At 65.4% G+C, this 22817-nt stretch carries 13 protein-coding genes and 1 pseudogene; 4 read left to right on the plus strand and 10 right to left on the minus strand.

The features are described from left to right. A pseudogene (locus tag MUW49_RS16350) lies at window positions 1-338 on the plus strand (IS4 family transposase); the annotation flags it as partial. Window positions 339-391: 53 nt separating this feature from the next. On the opposite strand, the gene amoH reads toward MUW49_RS16350, so the two are convergent. The 7 genes from amoH to MUW49_RS16385 all read right to left on the minus strand — a co-directional run bounded on the left by amoH (window position 392) and on the right by MUW49_RS16385 (window position 15945). Continuing rightward, window positions 392-1936: an amonabactin biosynthesis glycine adenylation protein AmoH gene (gene amoH / locus MUW49_RS16355; protein ID WP_104452793.1), complete on the minus strand. Its 1545-nt coding sequence runs from the start codon at window positions 1934-1936 to the stop codon at window positions 392-394. Further along, complete coding sequence (amoG, locus tag MUW49_RS16360; protein WP_244812976.1) at window positions 1933-8214, minus strand: amonabactin biosynthesis non-ribosomal peptide synthetase AmoG; 6282 nt, start codon at window positions 8212-8214, stop codon at window positions 1933-1935. Before amoG ends, amoH begins: the two co-directional genes overlap by 4 nt. A 14-nt stretch (window positions 8215-8228) precedes the next feature. Then, window positions 8229-8978, minus strand: a complete 750-nt coding sequence (gene amoA / locus MUW49_RS16365) for an amonabactin biosynthesis protein AmoA (RefSeq protein WP_104452791.1) — start codon at window positions 8976-8978, stop codon at window positions 8229-8231. 20 nt (window positions 8979-8998) lie between these two features. Then, the gene (amoF, locus tag MUW49_RS16370) at window positions 8999-12088 is read right to left on the minus strand and encodes an amonabactin biosynthesis non-ribosomal peptide synthetase AmoF (protein ID WP_104452790.1); all 3090 of its coding nucleotides are present in this window, start codon (window positions 12086-12088) and stop codon (window positions 8999-9001) included. 47 nt (window positions 12089-12135) lie between these two features. Continuing rightward, window positions 12136-12996 (minus strand): amonabactin biosynthesis bifunctional protein AmoB, encoded by an 861-nt coding sequence (gene amoB, locus MUW49_RS16375; RefSeq protein ID WP_244812977.1) that lies wholly within the window; start codon window positions 12994-12996, stop codon window positions 12136-12138. A 23-nt stretch (window positions 12997-13019) separates the two neighbouring features. Beyond that, entirely contained in the window at window positions 13020-14681 is a 1662-nt protein-coding gene (amoE, locus tag MUW49_RS16380; RefSeq protein ID WP_104452788.1) for an amonabactin biosynthesis (2,3-dihydroxybenzoyl)adenylate synthase AmoE, read from the minus strand. Window positions 14682-14757: 76 nt separating this feature from the next. Next, complete coding sequence (locus MUW49_RS16385; protein ID WP_244812978.1) at window positions 14758-15945, minus strand: isochorismate synthase; 1188 nt, start codon at window positions 15943-15945, stop codon at window positions 14758-14760. A 320-nt stretch (window positions 15946-16265) separates the two neighbouring features. Between MUW49_RS16385 and MUW49_RS16390 the strand changes: the two genes are divergently transcribed. Both MUW49_RS16390 and MUW49_RS16395 read left to right on the plus strand, forming a co-directional pair. Then, window positions 16266-16817 (plus strand): lipoprotein, encoded by a 552-nt coding sequence (locus MUW49_RS16390; RefSeq protein ID WP_039038906.1) that lies wholly within the window; start codon window positions 16266-16268, stop codon window positions 16815-16817. A 146-nt stretch (window positions 16818-16963) separates the two neighbouring features. Next, a complete protein-coding gene (locus tag MUW49_RS16395) occupies window positions 16964-18961 on the plus strand; it encodes a hypothetical protein (RefSeq protein ID WP_104452786.1) in 1998 nt (665 codons plus the stop codon). 62 nt (window positions 18962-19023) lie between these two features. Here the strand turns inward: MUW49_RS16395 and glgC are convergent, their stop codons facing one another. Beyond that, a complete protein-coding gene (glgC, locus tag MUW49_RS16400) occupies window positions 19024-20298 on the minus strand; it encodes a glucose-1-phosphate adenylyltransferase (RefSeq protein WP_104452785.1) in 1275 nt (424 codons plus the stop codon). A gap of 188 nt (window positions 20299-20486) precedes the next feature. Between glgC and MUW49_RS16405 the strand changes: the two genes are divergently transcribed. After that, window positions 20487-22124 carry a GGDEF domain-containing protein gene (locus tag MUW49_RS16405; protein ID WP_244812979.1) on the plus strand — a complete coding sequence of 546 codons (1638 nt, stop codon included), beginning with the start codon at window positions 20487-20489 and terminating at the stop codon, window positions 22122-22124. Here MUW49_RS16405 and MUW49_RS16410 read toward each other — a convergent pair. After that, window positions 22087-22581, minus strand: coding sequence for a hypothetical protein (locus tag MUW49_RS16410; protein ID WP_010674428.1), 495 nt, complete (start codon window positions 22579-22581; stop codon window positions 22087-22089). The genes MUW49_RS16405 and MUW49_RS16410 overlap by 38 nt on opposite strands. Window positions 22582-22680: 99 nt before the next feature. Then, window positions 22681-22817, minus strand: a 137-nt coding sequence (locus tag MUW49_RS16415; protein ID WP_210538105.1) for a transposase, incomplete at its 5' end; no start/stop codon positions are given.

Consider the following 22817-nt stretch of genomic DNA (forward strand, 5'->3'; position numbering starts at 1 on the left):
CGCTGAGAAGCAAGAAAGTGGACTTGGTCTATCAGGAGCTGTGGGGATTGCTGCTTGGATACAATCTGGTCAGGCGGGAGGCCAGCCAGGCCGCCGTAGCCCATCAGCGAGCGCCCAATGAGGTGAGCTTTAAGTTTGCCTGTCAGCTCATCGCGAACCAGATGGCAGTGATGGCGGGCGCGTTATCGCCAGCCCATACGCCACGGAGGTTGGCGGAGTTGCGGGGCTGCATAGGCGTCATGTTCATAGAAAAACGCCCCAGGCCATCGAGACCCAGGGCGGTGAAGATATCAAAGACCCGTTTTCCGGTAAATCGCAATGCGGCTCCGCTTAAGTGAACAGCATTGCGCATGATGCGGGCTTCTTTTTATCCATGGCTCGGCAAGGCCGTCTACTCCGGCAATGGCAGCGCCTTTCTGTCGAGCTTGCCACTGCTGGTCTTGGGCAGGGCATCCAGCAGGATGAGCCGCGCCGGTACCATGTAGTGCGGCAGCGTCGCCTGCAACCCCTTGCGCAGGGCGAGGCGATTGAGGGTCACCCCGCTTTTCGCCTCCACGTAGCCCACCAGCATGGCCTCGTCCCCCTCTCCCACCAGACGCACCGCTGCCTCCTGCACCCCGGCCTGGCGGCGCAGTCCCGCCTCCACCTCGCCGAGCTCGATGCGAAAACCGCGCAGCTTGATCTGATCGTCGCGCCGCCCCAGATAGAGGAAGCGGTCCGCCCCAAGGAGGCGCACCCGATCACCGGTGCGATAGAGGCGATGGGTGGCAAGGCGCAGGAAGGCGGCACTGGTCAAGGCCGGCTTGCGCCAGTACCCCTCGCACAGGGCCGGGCTCTCGATGCAGAGCTCGCCGCACTCTCCCTCTGCTACCGGCTGCCCCGCCTCGTCCAGCACCCAGTGCCGATAGCCGGGCAGGCTGTGGCTGATGGTAATCTGGCCATCAGTCGGTGGCCAGCGCACCTCGCTCACCAGGGACCAGACGGTGGCCTCGGTCGGCCCGTAGCAGTTCCACAGTCGCCGGGTGCGGGCACAGAGCTGCTCGGCCAATCCCAAATCCAGCGCCTCGCCGCCGCACAGGGCGGTGAGGGTATTGCGCCCCTGCCAGCCGGCCTTGAGCAGCATGCGCCAGCAGGCCGGGGTGGCCTGCAGCCAGTTGATGGAGGGATCGGCCTCGAGCAAGGCCTGCATCCCCAGCGGATCCTTGTTGTGCTCGCCCCCGGCCACCGTCAGCCGACCACCGCCCCAGAGCGGCCCCAGCATCTCCAGCAGGGAGATGTCGAAGGCCGGGGTAGTGATGAAGAGCCAGTGGCAACTCGGTGAGAGCCCGAGCCGCTCGCGGATCCCGTCGAGGAAGCAGAGCAGGGCCCGCCGGCTGATGACCACCCCCTTGGGCTCGCCGGTGGAGCCCGAGGTGAACATCATGTAGGCGGCCAGGGCATCATCCACCTGGGGCCAGGAGACGAGCCCTGCCGCTGCCGGCCCGTCGAGGGTGCGCAGCGGACAGCCGAAGGCGGGAGCCGGTCTGTCACCGTCGCAGATCACCGCCGACAGGCGCGCCTGGCGGGCGATCCCCTGCAGCCGCTCCACCGGAAAGTCCGGCTCAAGGGGCACGAAGGTGAGGCCGAGCCGCAGGCAGGCCAGCAGGCAGGCCACCAGGTCGGGGCTACGGGAGAGATGGAGGCCGACCCGCTCCCCCACCGCCAGCCCCTGCAATCGCGCGGCAATCTCGCCGACCCTGACATTGAGCGCGCCGTAGCTAAGCCACTGCTCACCTGATCCGTCCTCGCTGATGCCAGCCACGCCCATGCGGATGGCGGGGGCCAGCGGGGTGGCGGCCAGACAGGCCGCCAGCCGCGCCCCCAGGTTGGCCGCCCCCTCACGGGGGGCAGGCCGGGTTTGCACGAGCGGAGCCTTATGCTTGATGGTCACCGTCATAGCGCTGCCTCCGTTTGGCGTACCAGCCAGTGCCCATAGAGTCGGCTGGGGGATGGATGGGCCTTGAGCGTCTGCAGGGTAAGCGGCGCTCGCTCCTGTGCAAACGCCTCGTTGAGGGCCGCCAGCAGGGCGAGTTGCTGCACCGAATCCACCCCGAGTTCACACAGGGTCTGCTGCCAGATCCCGGGCACGCCGCACTGGCGCTCCCACAGGGCCAACAGCGCGCGAGCCTCGGCCGGTGGCGGAGCCAGGCTGGGCTCCGCCCTGGTGGTGGCCACTTGCGCCCTCCCCGGGGACGGCGCGGCCGCCGCCACTCTGGCCGGCTGGCTCAGGTCCGCCTGCGCCAGCCAGTCGAGCTCGGCCAGCCAGTCAGCCAGCACCGCCTCTGCCCGAGCCTCGGGGATCTGCTCGCCATCGAACTCGAGGCGCAGCTGGAGCGTCTCGCCCCGGCTGCTGACCACGAGCGACAGAGGAAGCTCCACCTTCTCCACCACGGTGCCAAAGCGCGGCACCAGCTGGTGAGGTTCGGGGGCGACAGGGGCCGCCGGCATGGGGTAGTTCTCGAACACGAACAGACTCTGGAACAGACGCGCCCGGCCTTTGGTCAGTGCCGCCAGCGACTGGGTGCCGTGCTCATTGAGTGCCATCAGGTCGGTCTGCAACCGGGCGATATGCTCGGCCAGGGTCAACTCGGTGCACCACTCCAGGGCCAGTGGCAGGCTGTTGATGTAGAGCCCGACGCTCGCGGTGATCCCCTCGATGGGGTAATCCCGGCCCGGGGTCACGTTGCCCACCAGGGTGACGGCATCGCCAGAGCGGCGTGCCAGCAGACGGTGCCAGGCATATTGGGCCAAGAGGCCCGCAGTCACGCCAAGGTCGCGGGCACGATGGGCGAGCAAGGTCGCCACCTCGGCCGGCAGCACCGTGGCGCACACCGCCGGTCGCTGCTGGGTATGGCGCCCGCTTGCGCCAGCGTCCAGCGTCACCCCGAACAGGCAGGCGAGATCGTTAGGCTTTGTTAGCAGCTCCTCCCGCCCCTGCCAGTAAGCCTTGGCGCTGCGGGCTTGGCTGGCGATATGGCGGCCAAACTCGAGCCAGGCGGTATCCGGCTCGCCCTGCGGCAGCAGGCCGTTCATCAGCGCCTGATAGGCGCGATGCAAGGACCCCAGCAACACGGGGCCGCTCCAGCCATCCAGCACGCCGTGATGGGCGCTGAAGACAACCTTGTGGTGATCGGGGGCCAATTTGAAGCAGGCAAGCCGCAGCAGGGGCGCCTGCTCGAGCGGGATCGGGCGGGCCAGATCCTGCTCGCGATAGGCCTGGACCCGAGCCTCTGCATTTCCCACATCAGACAAGTCCTCATAGTGGAATGGCAACTCGGCGTGCTTGAGGATGCGCTGGAGCGCCACCCCATCCGCCAGCACCAGCTCGCTGCGAAGGGCCGGCCAGCGGGCGATCTGCCCCTGCCAGGCCTGACGGTAGACCGCCACGTCCAACGGCTGGTGATAGTCCATCTCGGTCTGCAGGTGATAGGCGTGATCCCGGGGCGCCAGCGCCCTGTGATGGAACATGCTCTGCTGAAGCGAGGTCATGGGCAGCAGGGTCTCCACTTCGCGCCCACTCAGCACCCGATCGAGCGCGGCTTGCGAGAGGCCAAGCCCCGGGAAGTCGCTCGGGGTATGGCGCGGAGCCTTCAAGTTGCAGCAGTGCTCCACCAGCGCCGTCAGGTTGTCCGCCAGCCGCGCCATCAGGGCGTCGCTCGCCTGCTGGTTGAGGGCGCCCACCTGACGCAGGGTGAGGCGGCCATCAAACACGCCACCGTGCAGACTGACCAGCTCGCGCGGCAGGTTGTCAGGGGAGCTGGGTGCCCCCGGCGCCAGCGACAGGGGCTGCCAGGCTTGAGCGGCCTCACCCTGATGGCTGACCCCCAGGTAGTTGAAGACCACCAGGGCCTGGGGCAGCTCAGACCCACGAGGGTGGTGCAGTCGCAGGGCGTTGAAGCCCACCCCCTTGTCCGGTACGGCGCGCAGCTGCTCCTTGGTGGCGCAGACCAGCGCATCCCACGCCCCGGCATCCGCCAGCGCCAGCGGATAGGTGCTGGTGAACCAGCCCAGGGTACGGCTCACGTCCAGTTCAGCATCGATGGCCTCACGACCGTGTCCTTCCAGCATCACGCAGTGACGGCTGCCGTAACCCTGCTCGTTCAGGGTACGGGTCAGTGCCGCCAGCAGCAGGTCGGGCACCCGGGTGAAGTAGGCCTGGTTGGCGGTGTCGATGAGCCGGGCCGTGGTCTCCTGACTCAGTTGCAGCAGGCTGGCGGCGGCGCGGCCATCGGCGGCGCGTCGCTCCTCCAGCAAGCCTGGCTTGCTGGCCTCCCCCTGAGCCAGCCAGAAGCCAAGCTGATCCTCTTCTCGTTTGGCGTAGGCCGCGAGCCCCTCGCCCCACTGGCGATAGCTGCTGCCCTTGGCGGGCAGTGGCTCGCCCTTGCTCACCCGTGCCAGATCCTCGGCCAGAATGCGCCAGGAGACCGCATCGATCACCAGGTGATGGAAGGCGAGGAAGAGCCCCTCCACTGTCTCGCGCTCGCCCTCCCGCTCACCTTCCAGAGAGAGATTGCGCAGGCGGGCCCAGGCCAGGGTGTGGCCGCTGGCAGGGTCGAGCTCTCCCTGCAGCTCGGTCAGGCGGGCTTGCAGCTCGGCCTCGTCAAGATTGGCGGCATCCAGGGTCGGCAGCAGCGGCAATGGCAGTTCGGCCAGGTAGCGCTGGCCAGTCGGGGTCACCGCCAGGCGCAGGGCATCGTGGTGCTGGCGCAGGGCATTCAGCCAGCCGCGCAGGGCCTCATCGTCCACCCCGGCCGGCAGGCGCAGGATCACCCCCTGATTCCAGTGACCGGGCCTGGCAAAGCCCTGCTCGAAGAACCAGTGCTGAATGGGGTGGAGCGGGAACTCGCCGGTCAGGCTGCCCTGCTCGCTCCTGTGGCTGACCGCCTGCTGCTGGCCGAGCTGGCGGCAGAGGCGGCGCACCGTCTTGGCTTCGAACACGTCCTTCACGCTGCAGTGCAGTCCCGCATCCCGCAACCGGGTGGTGAGCTGGATGCTGAGGATGGAGTCACCGCCTAAGCGGAAGAAGTCATCCTCCACCCCGAGCGGTTGCTTGAGCACCCCTTGCCAGATGGCGAGCACGGTCTGCTCCAGTTCGTTTTGCGGCTCGCCCTTGCTCTGCTGCCAGACGATGGCGGGCAGGCGGCGCAAGTCCAGCTTGCCGTTGGGGGTGAGCGGCATCTCGGGCAGCCAGCAGAGGCGCACCGGCACCATGTATTCGGGCAGGCACTCGCCGGCCCGCTGCAGCAGGGCATCGCCGTCGGGCTCCCTTGCTCCGGCCTGCAAACAGGCGTAAGCCAGCAGGCGCCCCTCCTGCACCACCACCTTGACCTGGCGCATCGCCGGGCACAATTCGGCAAGCCGGGTCTCTATCTCACCCGGCTCGATGCGATAGCCGCGCAGCTTGATCTGCTCGTCCATCCGGCCCAGATACTGGATGTTGCCGTCGCGGCGCAGCAAGGCCCGATCGCCGGTGCGATAGAGGCGATGGGGTCGATCAGCCAGCGCCAGCTCGATAAAGGCCTCCTGAGTGCGCGCCGGCAAATTGAGGTAGCCGCGGGCCAGCCCCAGCCCTGCCAGGCAGAGCTCGCCGGGCACTCCCACCGGGCAGAGGTTGCCCGCCTCGTCCAGGATCAGCGCCTTCAGGTGGTTGACGGGTCGACCGATTGTGATGGGCGCCCCCGGGGTGAGCTGCGCGCAGAGCGCGGTGACGGTACACTCGGTCGGGCCGTACATGTTGAACAGCGCCACCCGCTCCCCCCAGCGCTCCACCAGGCTGCTCGGGCACGCCTCGCCGCCAAAGCCGATGGCCTTGAGGGAACCGAGTTCCGCCGGTGGCAATAGATTCGCGAGCAGGGCGGTCGGCAAAATCATATGGCTGGCACCCCGAGCGATCGCGGCACTGATCACCCCCTCGCCCGGCTCGCCAAAGTGCAGGGCCGCGCCGCAGTACAGGGGCAGCAAGCTGGTCATGTTGCCGGCATCGAACGAGAGGGACATGCAGTTGAACATGGCGCCATCCTTCCCAAGGGCGATGCGCTCACCGTGATCCGCCATCAGGTTGACCAGGCTGCCCTGCTCCACCATCACCCCCTTGGGCAAGCCGGTGCTGCCGGAGGTGTAGATGATCTGGGCCAGCATGGCAGCGTCCCGAGACAGTGCGGGCGTGCTGGTTGGCATCTTGTCCAGCGCAAGCTGGTGCAGATCGTGATATTCGGCAGTCGTGCCCGCCAGCGCCTCGCCAAGCCGCGGATCCGGCACGCCGCCCAACACCAGGCTGATGGATGCATCGCCTAAGATATGGGCCAGCCGCTCGGCAGGATAGGCAGGGTCGAGGGGTACATAGGCCGCCCCCGCCTTCCAGCAGGCGAGCAGGGCGATGACGAAGGCAACATCGCGTCTGGCCTGGATGCCGATGGCGGCGCCCGGGGTGACGCCCTGAGCCTGCAGCCAGTGGGCCAACCGGTTGGCACGCGTTTCCAGCTCGCCATAGGTCAACGATTGCACGCCGTCGCTGACCGCCAGCGCGTCCGCCAACTGAATAGCGCGCCGCTCGATATGACAGAGCAGGGTGTCGCGGCTCGGGTAGTCCGGCGGCAGATCGGCAAGCTCGGCGGCCAGCGCTGCCTGGTCGGTGCCCGCCTCCAGCGGCAGTTGCCAGATGTCGGTCTCGGGGGCCGCCACCACGGCGCGCATCAGGTGCAGCAGGCGATCGGCGTAGGCCTGGATGGTCTCTCGCTCGAACAAGGCGGTGGCGAACAGCCAGTCCACCCGGACGGAGTCCATCAGCTCGGTCACCTTGACCGAGATGTCGGTCTTGGCCGGCAACACAGGCGAGGTCTCCTCCACCAGCTGGCAACCGGGGATGAGATCGTTGAAGTCCACCTTGGCCTGATAGACCAGCATGATCTGGAAGATGGGGTTGATGGCGGTGGTGCGATCGGCGCCGATGGCCTCGGCCAGCGCCTCGAAACGGTAGAGCTGGTGATCGAAGGCCGCCAGATCCTCCTCCCGGCACTGCTGCAGATAGTCGACAAAGCTGGGCTTGCCGCTGAGTTGAGTGCGCAGCACCAGGGTGTTGACAAAAAAGCCCACCAGCGACTCGATCTCGTGGCGCTCGCGATAGGCGAGCGGGGTACCGATCACCACCTCCTTCTCGCCGCTCTGGCGCACCATCAGCAGGGCAAACAGGGCGTGCAGACCGATGAAGTTGGAGGTGCTGTGCCGTTGGCACAGGCGCTTGAAGCTCTCCCACAGGTCGCTCTCGATGGTGGAGAAGACCAGCTCGCCGCCGCTGTCCTGATGGGCCGGGCGCGGCTTGTCGAGCGGCAGGCCGTGCACCTCGGGGCTGCCACCGAGCCGATCGACCCAGAACGGTTTGAACTCGGCATGATAATCGAGAAAACGGTCTGAATTGAACCAGCGGGCATAGTCGATGTAGGTGAGGGGCAGCTCGCTCACCTGCAGGGGCTCGCGGTTCTGATGGGCAAGAAAGGCGCGCTTGAGATCCGCGAACATGTTCTTGACCGACCAGCCGTCGGAGATGATGTGGTGCTGGGTGATCAGCAGCACGTGCTCGCGGCTGCCGAGCCGAATAAGGTGCACCCGGCTGAGATCCCCCAGGGTCAGGGAGAAGGGACGCCCTATCTCCTCGCGCACCCGGCGGGCCACATAGGCCTCCCGCTCGGCTGCGGGCTCTGCGCTCACGTTCTCAATGTGCAACTTGAAGGGCACGTGGGGCAGGATCTCCTGGGCCCCCCTGCCCGCCTCGTCCTTGATGAAGCGGGTGCGCATGCTGGGGTGGCGGGCAAACAGGTGGTCGAAGGCAAATTCCAGCGCCGCCGTGTCCAGCTCTCCCTTGACGCGAAAATAGACCGGCATGTTGTAGAGGTGGGAGGCCTCCTCGTACTGCTCGATAAACCAGAGCCCGCTCTGGGACGACGAGAGCGGCCCCTGCCGGGCGCCCTCGGCATCACGTTGCGCAAGAATGGGCGCCTCGAAGGCGGCGCGGGCCGCCAGGCAGCGCACCAGTTCATCCTTGTGGGCCTTGATGGTGGCGCCGATGGCCGGCGTCACCGCCTCCTTGCTCGACTGGGAGATAAGCTGGCCCTTGTCGTTCAGCGCCAGCTTGACCCCCTGCCGCTCCAGCTGTTTCAACAGCAAAATCATATTGTTCATCTATTTCTCAAGCCTCAGGCACTCAGGGTGGCGCCGCCGTCGACGACCAGATCCTGCAGCGTGATGTGGCTGGCCAGATCCGAGGCCAGGAAGAGGACGGTATGGGCGATCTCCGCCGGGGTGGCGACCTTGCGCAGGGGGATGCCGAGCTTGAACTGCTCCGGCAACCCGGCGATGGTGCGGGCCATGGCCTCCTCGCTTGGCAGCATGCCGCGCAGCATGGGGGTATCCGTCGAGCCCGGCGACACCAGGTTGGCGCGCACGCCGAAGGGGGCCAGCTCCAGCCCCACCGTCTGGGTCAGGCTGGTGACCGCCGCCTTGGAGGCGCAATAGGCCGCCATCTGCATGCGCGGCACATGGGCGGCGTTGGAGCCGATGGTGACGATGGCACCGCGCCGCTGCCCCTTGAAGTGGGGCACCAGGGCCCGTAGCAGATAGAAGACGCCGCTGGTGTTGACCGTCATGCAGTCGTGCCAGTCGTCATCGCTTAAGGTTTCTGTGGAGCCGAGGCGCAAGACCCCGGCCCCGTTGACCAGCACATCGAGCCCGCCGTCCGCCAGCAGCGCTGCGCAGCAGGCGTTGACCGCCTGCGAGTCGCCGATATCGAGCAGCCGGGTGGCATAGGGGTAGTCGGCTTCGGGAAACGCCAGATCCAGCCCCACCACGGATGCGCCGGCCGCCACGAACTGCGTTGCCACCTCGCGGCCGATACCACGCCCGGCCCCGGTCACCCAGACCCGCTTGCCAGTGAAATCAAAGGCCATTGCTTGTTGCTCCTTATCCATCACCACACCATCTCCACGCTCTCTTCATCCTCGGCAAGCAGGCCGTCGAGGAAACGGCAGAAGTCATCGAGGCGCGGGTGATCGAACACGTCGGAGACCTTGACCTGCACCCCGAACTCGGCGCCGAGCCGATTGACTATCTGGATGGTCTGCAGGGACTGGCCCCCCAGTTCGAAGAAGTTGTCCGTGGGCGCCATGGTGGCCAGCCCCAGGATCTGCTGCCAGATGGTGCCGACCCGGTTCTCGGTTTCGCTGCCAAGGGTCAACGCCTCACCACCCGCCTGGTAGGCGGCCAGCAGGGCCTTGCGATCCAGCTTGTTGGAGCCGGTGCGGGGCAGCTGGTCATAGTGGCGATAATCAGTGGGGATCATGGCGGCAGGCAGCACCCTGGCCAGCTGCGCCTTGATGACCCGGCTGTCGCGCTCCGGCCCCGCCACGAAGGCCACCAGCCGGCGCACGCTGCCGATGCTCACCCCCTGCACGCAGGCCTCGTCCACCCCCGGCAGGGCCAACAGCTGGGCCTCCACCTCGCCGGGCTGGATGCGATAGCCGCTTATCTTGAATTCGTTGTCGCGCCGACCGAGGTAGACCAGCCGGCCGGCCACCAGGCGCACTCGATCGCCGGTGCGGTAGACGGGCAGCTCCTCCTCACCGATCCGCAGGGAGCCAAAGCTCCCTTGCACGCCCCCCACATAGCCATTGGCCAGCTGCGGGCCGAGCAGCACCAGCTCCCCCTCGCTGGCGGGTTGATCCCCCGCTCCCAGAATGAGCGCCTGCATGCCGGGCAGCGGCAGGCCGATGGGTAGCTGGGCCTGGCTCGGGTCTTCCTGTTGCAGCTCCTGGGTGGTCACCACCACTGTGGTCTCGGTGGGGCCGTAGGTGTTGAACAGGCGCACATCGGAGCGGCCCTGACGCTGCCACTGGGCCAGCTGCTCGGGGTAGACCGCCTCGCCACCGATGATGACGGCGGTAAGCCCGGCAGGGATGTGGGCCTGACCCGCCGTCAGCGCCACCACCCACTCGTTCCAGAACGCGGTGGGCAGGTCGAGGTGGGTGATCCCCATCTGCTCCACCCCGGTCGCAAAGGCGGGCATGGATTCGAGCAGGGCGTCGGTGCGCAGCACCAGGGTGGCGCCGGCGCTCAGGGTGGCGAACACCTCCTCGATGCTGGCGTCGAAGTTGAAGGGGGCGAATTGCAGCATTCGCGCCTCTTCATCCAGGTGATAACGGCAGCGGGCGGCGGCGGCGAAGTGATCCAGCGCGCCGTGGCTCACTGCCACTCCCTTGGGCAGGCCGGTCGAGCCCGAGGTGAACATCAGGTAGGCGACGGCGCGGCCGGCGGCCGGCTGGTTGAGCCGATCACCGCTCACCAGATCCCCCGCCAGCAGGGTGCGCCCCTCAAACAGGCTGGCCAGCTTGTGACGATACTCGGCCTGGGTGATCAGGGTCTTGACCTCCCCCAGCCGCAGAATATGGCCCTGGCGCTCCAGCGGCTGCTCGGGATCGAGCGGCACGTAGACGGCGCCCGCCAGCAGCACCGCCAACTGGGCGAAGATGGCCTGGGGGGTGCGGGCCAGCATGACCCCCACCTTGTCGCCGGGGGCGACGCCTTCGGCCTGCAGAGCGGCCGCCATCTGTTCGGCTCTGGCCAGCAGCGCCTCGTAGCTGAAGCGGGCCTCTCCCTGCTCCAGCGCGATCTTGTCCGGGGTCTGGGCGGCGAAGTGGCAGAGCGCCTCCAGCACCGACCGTGTCTTGATCACTTCATGGGCGGGGCCGGCGATCAGGGCGCTGGCTCGCTGCTCGGCCAGCCAGTCGGCCTTGAGCGCACCCAGGGTCTGGGCGGGCTCGGCCAGCCAACGTCCCAGCAGGGCAAACAGGGTATCGGCGATGACCGCCAGATCGGCCTGCTGGTAGCAGCCGGGGTTGGCGTCCAGATCCAGTCTGGGCAGGCCATCGACGCCGACCTGCACTTCGATGGTGAGATCCTCCACCGGGCCGGCGCTGATGTTGAGAATATGGGCAGATAACGGCCCGAAGCGGCGAGCGTGATCGAACGGCATGATGTTGACCAGCGGGCCGAACAGGCGCTTGTCGCCCCCCACCAGGCCAAGGTCGCGGCGCAGCAGCTCGTAGCGGTAGTGCTGGTGCTTGCGCACCCCGCGCTTGGCCTTGGCCACGGCGCCAGCAGCCCCCGCCAGATCCAGTTCTTCACCCAGAGTCAGCGCCAGCGGGGTAATGTTCATCTGCATGCAGGGCACGGTCAGCGACGCCGAGCCGATGCGGTTCATCATCATCAGGCCGAGCAGGGTCTTATTCTGGCCGCTCGACAGCGACAACTGAGCCGAGAGACCGGCCAGCAGCAGATCGGGCCAGCCCAGCTTGTGCTCGTCGGCAAAGCCGGTCAGGGATTGCCACAGCGCCGCCGGCAGCGGACGGCTCTCGCGGATAAAGTCGGCGGCAATCGGTGCGCGGGTCTCGCCAAAGGACTTCACCTCGGGCCAGCCTTGCAGCTGCTCCTGCCAGAAGGCACGGGCGGCGTCGTTCTTGCCGCTCTGCTCGCGGCTCGCCTCTTCTGCCAGCACCTCAGCCAACGAGCCGAAGGGAGATGGGGAGTTCATCTCACCGGCCAGCCCCTCTGCATACAGTTCGGCGATGCGCTGGAACAGCAAGGTGGTGCCAAAGCCGTCGAGGGCGATGTGGTGCACGCAGCTGTAGAGATAATCGCGGCCGGGGCCGCGCAGCAGGGCGAAACGGCAGGGCGCTTCTTGGGTCAGCTCGAACGGGCGGCGCAGATCGGCCCAAGCCCAGGCGCGGGCCAGCGTCTCGTCATCGTGCTCGAGGGAGACCTCTTCATAGGCCAGGGGCAGCTCATGCGAGACGAAGCAGACCGCCTCCTTATCGTCTTCGAAGTGGCCCTTGAGCGCCTCGCACTCCCCCACCGCCTTGGCAAGGGCCGCGACCAGCACGGCCGCCTCGACCTTGCCGTCGAAGGCGATGCACTCGGCGGTGTTGAACATCGCCTTGTCGTCATTGAGCAGATGTCCGGACCAGAGCCCCTGCTGGGGGATGGTCAAGGGGAAGCGGTTCATGGGGTCACCTCCAGGGCCTGGGCTGCCAGCTTGGCCTCGATGAGGCGTCACCAGCCGTTGAGGGTCGGCAGCTTGGCGAGATCCACGAAGCCGAGCTCCACCCCGGCGGCGCGCCACTCGGTGAGCAGGGCCATGATCCGAACCGAATCCAGACCGTAGTCGATGAGGTTCTCGTCGGGGTCAAACTCATCTTCGTCCTCGTCGATATGACTCAGCAGCCGCGCCTTGAGCCCCTCATACGTCAGCAAGGGATTGGTGGGCTGGGCGGCAGAAGCGGAAGCCGGGGCAAGGGCCAGCACCTCCTCGCAGGGGATCACCTTGCCGCAGCGGGTTGCCACGTAGTCGAGCGCCATCTGATGGTCGGCCAGGGAGAAGTCCGCCACCCCGTCCGCCAGGAAGAAGGGCTGGATGTCGCGCATGAAGGCGTCGCAGGCGGTCATCATGCAGCCAATATGGCCGTAGATGCCGCCGATGAGCAGCTGATCCCGTCCCAGCGCTTTGAGCATCTGCTCCAGCTCGGAGCGCTGGAAGGCACTGTAGCGCCACTTGACCAGCACGGTGTCGTCACGCTCCGGGCAGAGTGCTGCCACCACTTGCTGCTGCTCGGGCCGCTTGTTGAGCCCCGGGCCCCACATGTCGTTGAGCAGGGCGCGATCTTCAGGGGATTGATCCTTGGGCTGGGCGGTGTAGAAGACCGGAATGCCGAGGGCCTTGCACTGCTTGCGCACGGCGGCCAGGCGCTCGGTGAGCGCCGCAATCAGCGGGCTGTTTTCGCCATAGAAGGCGGTGAAGTACTCCTGCATGTCATGGATCAGCAGGGCGGCGCGTTTGGGATCCAGAGACCAGTCGACCTTGTTGGCCTTCCACTGGCTGGGCATGGCGTAATTGTTCAGGGTTGGGATAGCCATAACGTCATGATTCCTTTTTAGTTTTATGCTGTTGTCAGGGGCTGGTTGGCGGCGATGGCGTGCGCAATGCGCGCCCGCAGCCCCTGCTTGTCAATCTTGCCCACCGCCGTCATGGGCAGGGCGTCCAGGGTTTCGAAACGGTCGGGCAGCTTGAAGTCCGCCACCCCGCGCTCGCGCAGAAACTTGCGCAAGGCCAGCGGCTTCAAGGCGGGATCCGTGCTGACGATAAAGGCGCAGCTCTTCTCCCCCATGGCGCTGTCGGGCATGGAGACCAGGGCCGCATGGGTGATGGCAGGGTGGTGCAGCAGCTGGTTTTCCACCTCTTCCGCCGCGATCTTCTCGCCGCCCCGGTTGATCTGATCCTTCTGCCGCCCCACCACGGTGAGGTAACCATCGGCATCCTGTACCACCAGATCGCCGGAGCAGTAGAAACCCTCGGCATCGAACACCCGGGCGTTGTGGGCCGGGCTCTGGTAGTAGCCGCGGAAGGTATAGGGGCCGCGGGTGTGCAGGGCGCCAGGCTCGCCGGGGGCAACCGGATTGCCCGCCTCATCGAGGATGCGCACCTCGTCGTCCGGGCTCATGGGGCGGCCCTGGGTATGGATCACCTTCTCGTCGGGGTCGTCCAGCCGGGTGTAGTTGACCAGCCCCTCCGCCATGCCGAACACCTGCTGCAGCCGGCAACCGAGCAGCGGCCCAATCTTGCTGGCCACCGCCTCCCCCAGCTTGGCGCCGCCCACTTGCAGCAAGTCGAGGCTCGCCAGTTGGGTGCGCGCTGTGGGATCCGCTTCCGCGGCCTGCAGCCAGAGCGAGACCGCCGGCGGCACCAGCGAGGTGAGATTGACCCGGTGGCGGGCAATCAGCGGGAAACAGCTGATGGGGCTGGGATCGGGGGCGAGCACCACAGTGCCGCCCGCCTCGAATACCCCCAGAGCGCCCGGGGAGCTCAGGGGGAAGTTGTGGGGCGCCGGCAGGGCGCACAGATAGCGGGTATGGGGGCCGAGGCCGCAAATTTCGTTGCTGCGGCGCACGCTGTACAGGTAATCGTCGTGGGTGCGGGGGATGAGCTTGGGGGTGCCGGTGCTGCCGCCGGAGAGCTGGAAGAAGGCCACCTCGTCCGCCGGGGTCGGGCCACATTTCACCGGCTCACTCTCATCCCCCTTCGTCAACCAGTGGGTCAGCCCCAGCTCCCCCCCATCGCCCTCCAGCAGCACCAGCTCGGTGCCGATGGTTGTCAGCAGATCGCTCTCGCGACCCTTGCTCGCAAACAGCGGATGAGCCAGCGAGCCGATAAAGAGGCGCGGTGTGATCTGCTCGGCATAAGAGAGAAGCTCCAGCCGGTTGTGGCTAAAGAGCGCGTTGACCGGCGCGATGCCGGCCTTGAGCAGGGCGAAGAACACCAGATAGAACTCGGCCACGTTGGGGAGTTGCACCAGCGCGGTGTCCCCCACCCCCAGGCCGTGGCAGGCCAGATTCGCGGCCAGCCGGCTCGAGGCGGCGTCCAGCTCGCCATAGCTCAAGCGGCGCTCGCCGCAGAGAATGGCCTCGGCGTCGGGGGCCAGTTCGCACTGACGCGCCAGCATGGCGGTCAGCGGCTCGCCACGCCAATAGCCCTTGGCGCGGTACTGCCGGGCCAATTCGTCGGGCCAGCGGGTATAGGGCAGGAAGCGGTTGAATTGGCTCATTGCGCTACCTCCAAATCCAGGCCCAGTGCTTTCAAATTCGGCTGCACACTCTGCCAACCCAGATATTGAAGCTGCGTCATTGCGCCACCTCCAAATCCAGGCCCAGGGCCTTGAGCATGGTCCCCAGCTTGGTGCCGGTCTCGGCCCACTCCATGGCGGGATCCGAGCCCGCGACGATGCCGGCGCCGGCAAACAGCTCGACCTGATGGCCATCGAGCACGCCACAGCGGATCACCACGGCCCACTCGCCGTTGCCCTGGCTGTCGCACCAGCCGACGATGCCGCTGAACAGGGCGCGCCGGAAGGGCTCCTGCTCGCGAATAAACTGGCGGGCGAGCTCGGTGGGATAGCCGCACAGGGCCGGGGTGGGATGAAGCTGGCAGGCCAAGGAGAGCACCGAGGCCTCGCCACCGTGCAGTCGGCCGGCGATGGGAGTGCCCAGATGCCAGAGGGTATCCGTGCTCATCAGCGAGGGGCTGGACGGGATCGCCAGCTCGCGGCAGTGGGGCGTCAACACCCGGCGGATCTCGTCGATCACCAGGCGGTGCTCATGCTGATCCTTGCGAGAGGCCAGCAGCTCCCGGGCCACCATCTCGTCTTGCGCCGGCTCGCTCACCCGTCTGGCGGAGCCCGCCAGCGGGTGGGTGAACACCTCTCCCCCGCTGACCCGCAGCAGCAGCTCGGGGCTGGCGCCCAGCAGGCGGCGACCCTGGCCGAGCGGCAGGGAGAAGTGGAAGGCGTGGGGATTCTGGGCCATCAAACGGGCCATCACCTGCTTAGGGTCGGCAGGCTGGTGCAGGGTAAGGGTGAGTTTGCGCGACAGCACCACCTTGGCGAGCCGGCCTTGTGCAAACGCATCCAGCGCCGCACTGACCGAGGCCTGGAATTCGCTGGCCGGCGGGGTGCTCTGCACCGAGATGACCCGGTTGGCCTCGACGGTCTGCTCCACTTCTGTCGCCGGTGTCGGCTCTGTCGGGGCCAGTTTCTCGCCCCGCTCATAGCGGCCGGGCACATAGAGGCAGGAAGCCTCCGCCGGATCAAACGCAAAAGCACCGATGAGCAGGGGGTTGGTCTGGCCGGCAGCCCTAGCGGCATCGAGGGCCAGGGTTATCTGCTGTGCCAGCAGGGGCCACTCGCAGGCGGGGGTGGTGATGGGTTGCCCCAGGTCAGTGGCACTGATCGTGCCCTGACACGAGGTAAACAAGAAATCAGGCGACATCTTCGCCTCGGCAGGTGTGCCATTTTCCATTACTCGAGTCTTCACGTCATACCCTCAAAGAAGATTCAAAATGATAATGATTATCAATTTGACTTTGTGCGGCGGTAAAATACTCGCTTTGAAATCGCGGGGTCAATGGGATTTTGCATCGTTAAAACAGGAGCTTGTCTGTGGGTATGTCGGGGATGACGCCAGGGCGGGCCTGCTGGCGGTGAAGGGAAATAGCTACTCGAATGAAAACGGATTGCCATCCCCATATGGGGGATGCGACAGAAACCGGTCAGGGCGGCCCCACTGGCGGCCAACCCGCTTTGCCTCTAAGATGGCGCCACCTCTTGTGACAGCCCCGAAAATGGAACCCTCCCATGTTGAAACACCTGCTTCTGCTTCCCTTCGCCCTGCTGCTGGCGGCCTGCTCGCTGACCCAGTACAGCGTCAGCGAAGGGGAGATCAACCAGTACCTCAAGGAGCGAGTCGCCTTCGAGAAACAGCTGGGGATCCCCGGCATCATGTCGAGCAAGATCCGACTCGATGACATGCAAAGCCGCATCGGCCGCAGCCAGGCCGACAAGGTCGAGCTGGATGCCGCCGGCGAGCTGCAGGTGGCGAGCCCCCTTGGCAGCCAGCAGATGAAGATCCGCCTCTCCCTGCGGGCACGCCCGGACTATGTGGCCGAGCAGGGCGCCATCTATCTGCGCGATCTCGAATTGCTCTCCGTCAAGACCGAGCCGGCGGACGTGGGCACCGCCCTCTCCCCGCTCTTGCCCACCTTCAACCAGTCCCTCTCCCTGTTCCTCTCCCAGACCCCCGTCTACCGGCTCGATGGCAGCCGCCAGAACGAGGCGCGGATCAAGGAGAAGGTCGAAGCCCTCAAGGTGGAGCCGGGCCGACTGGTCATCCCCTTCAAACTGATGTGACACCTGCCGCCGCGCCTCTCCTCTTCACCCCACCGGGGCGCGGTTTTTTTCTTCTCAAGCCCCGCCCTTTGCCCCATAATGCACACCATTCTCATTTAGATTCATGAGAAGCGTCATAATAAAATCAACAATATGGTGAGAAGGACATGAGAAAAACCGTACTGGTGCAGGCGATCGCCTGCGCACTCCTCAGCAGCGCCGCACAGGCTGCCGTCAAGGTGGAGGACAAGACGTTCAACACCGCCGCCAACATGCTGGCCTACACCGAATTCGAGCTCTCCGGCGAGCCGCTGGCCGAGGCCCTGGGGCTGGATCTGGATGTGCTGGACGCCAACCGCGCCGACGAGCCGACCCCGTTCGACTTCGCCGCCGGGATCGAATCCTATGAATACTCCGAAGAGGCAATGTACGCCCTCAACTACCAGTCCGGCATGGGCCCCCATCTGGTAAACGGGCCGCAAAACCAGGCGCGTGGCGGCACCCTGGCCGACCTGGGCAAACGGGTACTGGCCATGGCCGAGGCCGTCGGCTTCCCCGCCGATGAAATTCCTCAGGGCATGTATCCCCTCTCCCTGCCCTACGCCTCCGCCAACCCGGAGTTCGCGCAAGCCGTCAACGCCACCCCAGTCAACGGTGACCAGATCACCATCAAGACCGCCAAGGGCAACGAGAAGAGCGTCAAGACCCAGGTCCCCGCCTACTTCCGCGACTACGCCACCCTGCGCTGGAGCGGCAGTGACAACCTGCTGGTCCCGGCCGCCGTGGGCGGCATCCTGCTCAAGGAGGTGATGTGGTCCCAGGACTTCCTGGGGGGCATGCACGTAGCCGAGACCGATGAAGAGGTGGAAGCCGCGTCCGTCACCATGGATCAGGACGGCAAGCACAAGCTGGGGGTTTCTGCCGCCGACGGCTTCAACGGCATGATGCTGACCGAGCAGTCCATCGACAAGCTCGCCATCCTGCAAGATCAGCTCGGCTTTGACGGCAAGACCCTGGGCGCCAAAATCACCCCGCAGTACGATCCGGCCAAGGGGGTTGTCTACTTCCCTCATCAGGTGAAAGTGACCGAGACCAGCAAGAACGACGCCGGTGCCATCGGCAAGCTGGAGGTCGTGGACGGCTCCGCCCAGTTGCGCGACGCCTGGATGCTGCTGTGGCCCCTCTCCGAGTTCTACGCCTTCAGCGATCAGCGCACGGCCAACACCAATCAGAACCCGGCCTTCCACGCCGTGTTTGACGGTGCCCCGTTCGCCGCCGCTCCGGCTGCCAACCAGACCAACGATCTGGGCAAGGCGGTGGCGGGCAGCGATGCCTTCTCCCTGGCCCTGAACCTCTCCAACCTCACCTTCAAGAACCTGCTGGCCCTGCACTTCGAGCCCAAGGCTGGCACCCTGGTCGACAGCTGGCAGGCTGGCAAACAGGCCGGGCACGTCACCACCTTCGACGCCGCCTACGCCCTAGTCGCCCTACAGATCTTCCAGCGCGCCCAGGATGCGCTGCCGGTGGGTTACGCCGCCGGTGACAATGGCGAGCTGAACCTCAAGACCCCACAGGGTGAGCAGGCGATCGCACTGGTCCGCAAGCAGGCCGATTTCATCCTCGCCAACCTAAAGGGCAAGAACGGCCTGGTCCATGACGGTCTGACCCTGGGCGGCAAGCTTGACGCCGGTCAGTCCATCGACGCGCAGTTCGCCGCCATCCGCGGCCTGACCGCCGCCTTCCTGGCCACCTCGGATGCCAAGTACCGCACCGCGGCACGCGAGCTGTTCATCGCCACCGACAAGGCCTACTTCAACCAGAAGGCCGGTACCTGGCTGGCGGGCAAGCAGGGTGAATACACCCCCTGGACCCAGGCCGCCATCTCCGGCGCCCTGCGCTCTGCCATGCTGAACCTGCGCAACGAAGGGGCTGAGAAGGCGCCCGAACTGGAACTCGCCACTCTGACCAAGCAGTACGTGAGCTGGTTCCGCGGCACCGTGAACGGCGGCATGCAGATGGCCGAATGGGTTGGCGACTCCGGCGAGAATCTGGTGGAAGGCGCGGGCCATGACACCGACGAAGACGGCGTGCCCCAGGTGACCGCCGCCGGTGGCAAGCACGGCACCGCCATGGTGATGGCTGGCAAGGCCGTGATCGGCGAGTGAACCCTGTAATACCCCATGAAAAAGGGAGCCTTTGGCTCCCTTTTTTTATCCTGCCGTCAAGCTCACACCAGCTTGGCCAGCATCGGCTTGGTCACCAGCACTATGCCCTGCTCGGAGCGGTAGAAGCGGCGTGCATCTTCGTCCGCATTCTCCCCCACCACCAGGCCATCTGGCAGCTTGCAGCCCTTGTCCACCACCACCCTGCGCAAGCGGCAACCGGCCCCAATCTCGACCCCGGGGAAGATCACCGCCTGATCCAGGGTGCAGAAAGAGTGCACCCGCACATTGGTGAACAACACCGAGTTCAACACGAAGGAGCCGCTGACGATGGAGCCCCCCGCGAACATGGAGTTGATGGTCATGCCGTGCTGACCGTTTCTGTCCTGCACGAACTTGGCGGGCGGCGACATGTTCTGGCTGGTCCAGATGGGCCAGCTCTCATCGTAGATGTCGAGCTCGGGCACCACGGACGCGAGATCCATGTTCGCCTCCCAGAACGAGTCCAGGGTCCCCACGTCGCGCCAGTAGGGTTTTTGCCCCTCCTTGGCCCCGACACAGGACATGTTGAACGGGTGGGCAAAGGCCTTGCCCTCGCCCACGATGCGCGGGATCACGTCCATGCCGAAGTCATGCTTGGACTCCTGGTTGTGGATGTCCTCCTCCAGCAGCTGGTAGAGGTAATCCGCCTCGAAGATATAGATACCCATGGAGGCCAGGGAAACGTTCTCGTTACCCGGCATGGCGGGCGGATTGGCCGGTTTCTCCACGAAGGCGCGGATCTTGCGTTGCTCGTCGATGTCCATCACGCCGAAGGCCGATGCCTCGCAGCGCGGTACCTCGATACAGGCCACCGTCACCTTGGCGCCGAGGCGCACGTGATCGAGCAGCATGGCGGCGTAGTCCATCTTGTAGATGTGGTCACCCGCCAGCACCACTATGTATTTGGGGCCGTAGTCGCGAATGATGTCCACGTTCTGGTAGATGGCGTCTGCTGTCCCGCGATACCAGTGCACTTCGTCCACCCGCTGCTGGGCGGGCAGCAAGTCGATGAACTCGTTCATCTGGTAGCGCAGGAAGGACCACCCGGACTGCAGGTGGCGCAACAGACTGTGAGACTTGTACTGGGTCATCACACCCACCCGGCGGATGCCGGAGTTGATGCAGTTGGAGAGCACGAAGTCGATGATGCGGAATTTACCGCCAAAATGGACGGCGGGTTTGGCACGGTTGTCGGTCAGTTGCTTCAGGCGACTGCCTCGTCCCCCTGCGAGCACCAAGGCCATACTCTGATTCAATAGCTGCCGCGCTTTGGCTGTGTTTACGGGTTCTAGCGACATATCTACCTCTGCTCTGTTGGGGCTGTTTTCAACCCATCTTCGCTTTTTTTACAGACCATGAAAGTGTTTTCACTCACATTTAGTTGCATTCCGCCGGCGCTTTATCGTGGAGTTGCGTGAGTACTCATGTTTTGCGCCAGCGACTTGGTTAGAATTTCTACATCATGAACATCATCAAGGATGAAACGATGTTGAATAAACATGAGGGAAACCTGCTGCTGGTCAGCGCACTGGTCTGCATTCCCATGCTGCTGTTGCAGGGAGTGCTGCTCGCCCCCCCCGCCTCACCGCTCACCCTGCTGCTGGTCCTGATGACCACCCTGACGGGATTCGCCCTGCTGCTCTTTCTCACCCACAGCGTGCGCCGTGGGGAAAAGGCGAGGCAGGAGCAACGCTGGCTGCTGGCGCTGCAGCAGCGGGATCCCGCCATGCTCGACAGCCTACAGACACAAACGACTCTGCGCCAGCTGCTCGCCTCCTTCAATGAGGCCGAGCTCGATGCCCACCGCCAGATCACCGAGCTGCACAACCAGGCGACCCGTGACGAGATGACGGGGCTGTGCAATCGCCACGCCTTCCGGCGCGATCTGACCGAGCTGCTGCAGCAGGAGAACACCCAGACCGCCATCCTGGTGCTGATCCGCGCCACCGAGCTCGGCAAGCTCAATGCCCAGCGCGGCTTCCAGTCCGGAGATGCCTACATCCGGGACATCGCCGCCCTCATCAGCCACACCGTCAGCCGCTTCCCGGGCCACCGGGTCTATCGCATCTCGGGGGCCGATTTTGCCGTCCTGCTGCCCCCCCTGGCCCAGATCCCGCCCCATCTGCTGGGACGGGATCTGAAGCTCGCCTTCGATCGCTATCAGCACGATCACGAGCTCGAGAGCGCCGCCTACTCGGGCATGACCCGCTTGAGCAGCGAGCAGAAGATAGAGGCCATTCTGGCCCGGGCGGATCTCGCGCTGGCCCGCGCCCAGACAGAGGTAGTCAATGGCTGGGCCATCCAGCAGAACGACGAGGTGGTCGAAGTGCAGGGTCAGCGTCACTGGACCCAGGTGCTGACCGATCTGCTGGAACAGGAGAGCATCAGCTTCACCTGCCAGCCCATCCAGCCCCTGCATCGCGGCATGCTCGCCTATCACGAGATCTATCCCCGCTTTTGCAGCAGCGACGGCACCGTGCTGCCAAGCGATACCCTGCTCGCCATGGCGCAGCGGCTGGACATGGTACTGCGCCTGACCCAGATGGTGATCCGCCACGTCATCCGCCAATACCGCGCCTTCGGAGGCCACAACAGCCGATGGGGTCTCAATCTACCGGGCTCCCTGCTGCAAAACAGCGCCTTTCTCATCTGGCTGGATCACCAGTTGCAAAAAGACCCCGACATCGGGGCCAACCTGGTGTTCGAGCTCGACGAGGAGCACCTGGAGCGCAACCTGACCGGGTCCAGGCGGCTGTTCGAGCTGCTCAGGCGCCACGGCAGCCGCTCGGCCATCTGCAACTTCGGCAAGGGGATCGGCTCCTTCAGCCTGTTTCGCGAGCTCAAACCCGACTACATCAAGCTGGACCCCGGTCTCATCACCGAGCTGGAGCAGGATCTCACCAACCAGCAGTTCGTGCGGATGATCGTCGACGTCTCCCATCGCATGGGCTGCCTGGTGATCGCGGAAGGGGTGGAACAGATAGGCCAGAAGCAGATGCTGCAGAGCATGTATGTGGACGGCTTGCAGGGCTACCTCATCGCCCGGCCCCAGGAGCTGGGACCGGAGATCGGTCAGATGGGGATCTTCACGGAGACGGTTTCAGCTTCAACAGGGTCAGAATGATGTCGTTGAGCTGGCGATAGCGCTCCAGCTCCTTCTGATCGTAACGGGTCGCCAGCATGGTCGGGTTGTGGCGATGCTTGAGGTAGCGGTTGATCTGCAGGCGGTTGAACCCGGCCACCTTGTAGATCTGGCCGAGCAGGGCATTGAGCTCGTCGTCCGCCAGCCCGGCCCGGGTCAGGTAATCGGGTTGGGACGGGCTCTCCTGGCGGGCCGTGACCTTCTCCAGCTGGCCACGCTCCTGCAAATAGGTGAGCCACTGCTCCACGTAGAGCGGCTTGCAGCCCCCCAGTAGATTGAAGTACCCCACGGCATCACAGCGACACCCGCTCAGCAGCACCAGGGCCAGCTCGTCGCTGTCACACTGAAAGCTCACCGGGCCGCTCTGGCTCCAGTCCAGCGCCTGCACCTGGATCCGCCCCTGCGCCCCCGCCTTCGTGGTCACGTCAAAGACAAACATGGCACCTCCCGATCGGCAAAGGGTTGATGATGACCCATCCCCGGGACGGGTGCAAAGGCAAATCGCCTTTTCATGGCCCATGGCGGCCATAAAAAAGGTTCATCGCGGCTTTCCGGGGAAGGCCGCCTTGATTTTCAGAAAAAAGTATTCTGAGTCCCTAAATCCATATGCCATACGCTTTATCACTTTGATCTTGTTGTTCACCCCTTCCAGCACACTCGTGTGCATCGGGTAGT

The organism is Aeromonas sp. LsrichE-8G (assembly GCF_022869435.1).
In the GTDB taxonomy this organism is placed as follows: Bacteria; Pseudomonadota; Gammaproteobacteria; order Enterobacterales; family Aeromonadaceae; genus Aeromonas; species Aeromonas caviae.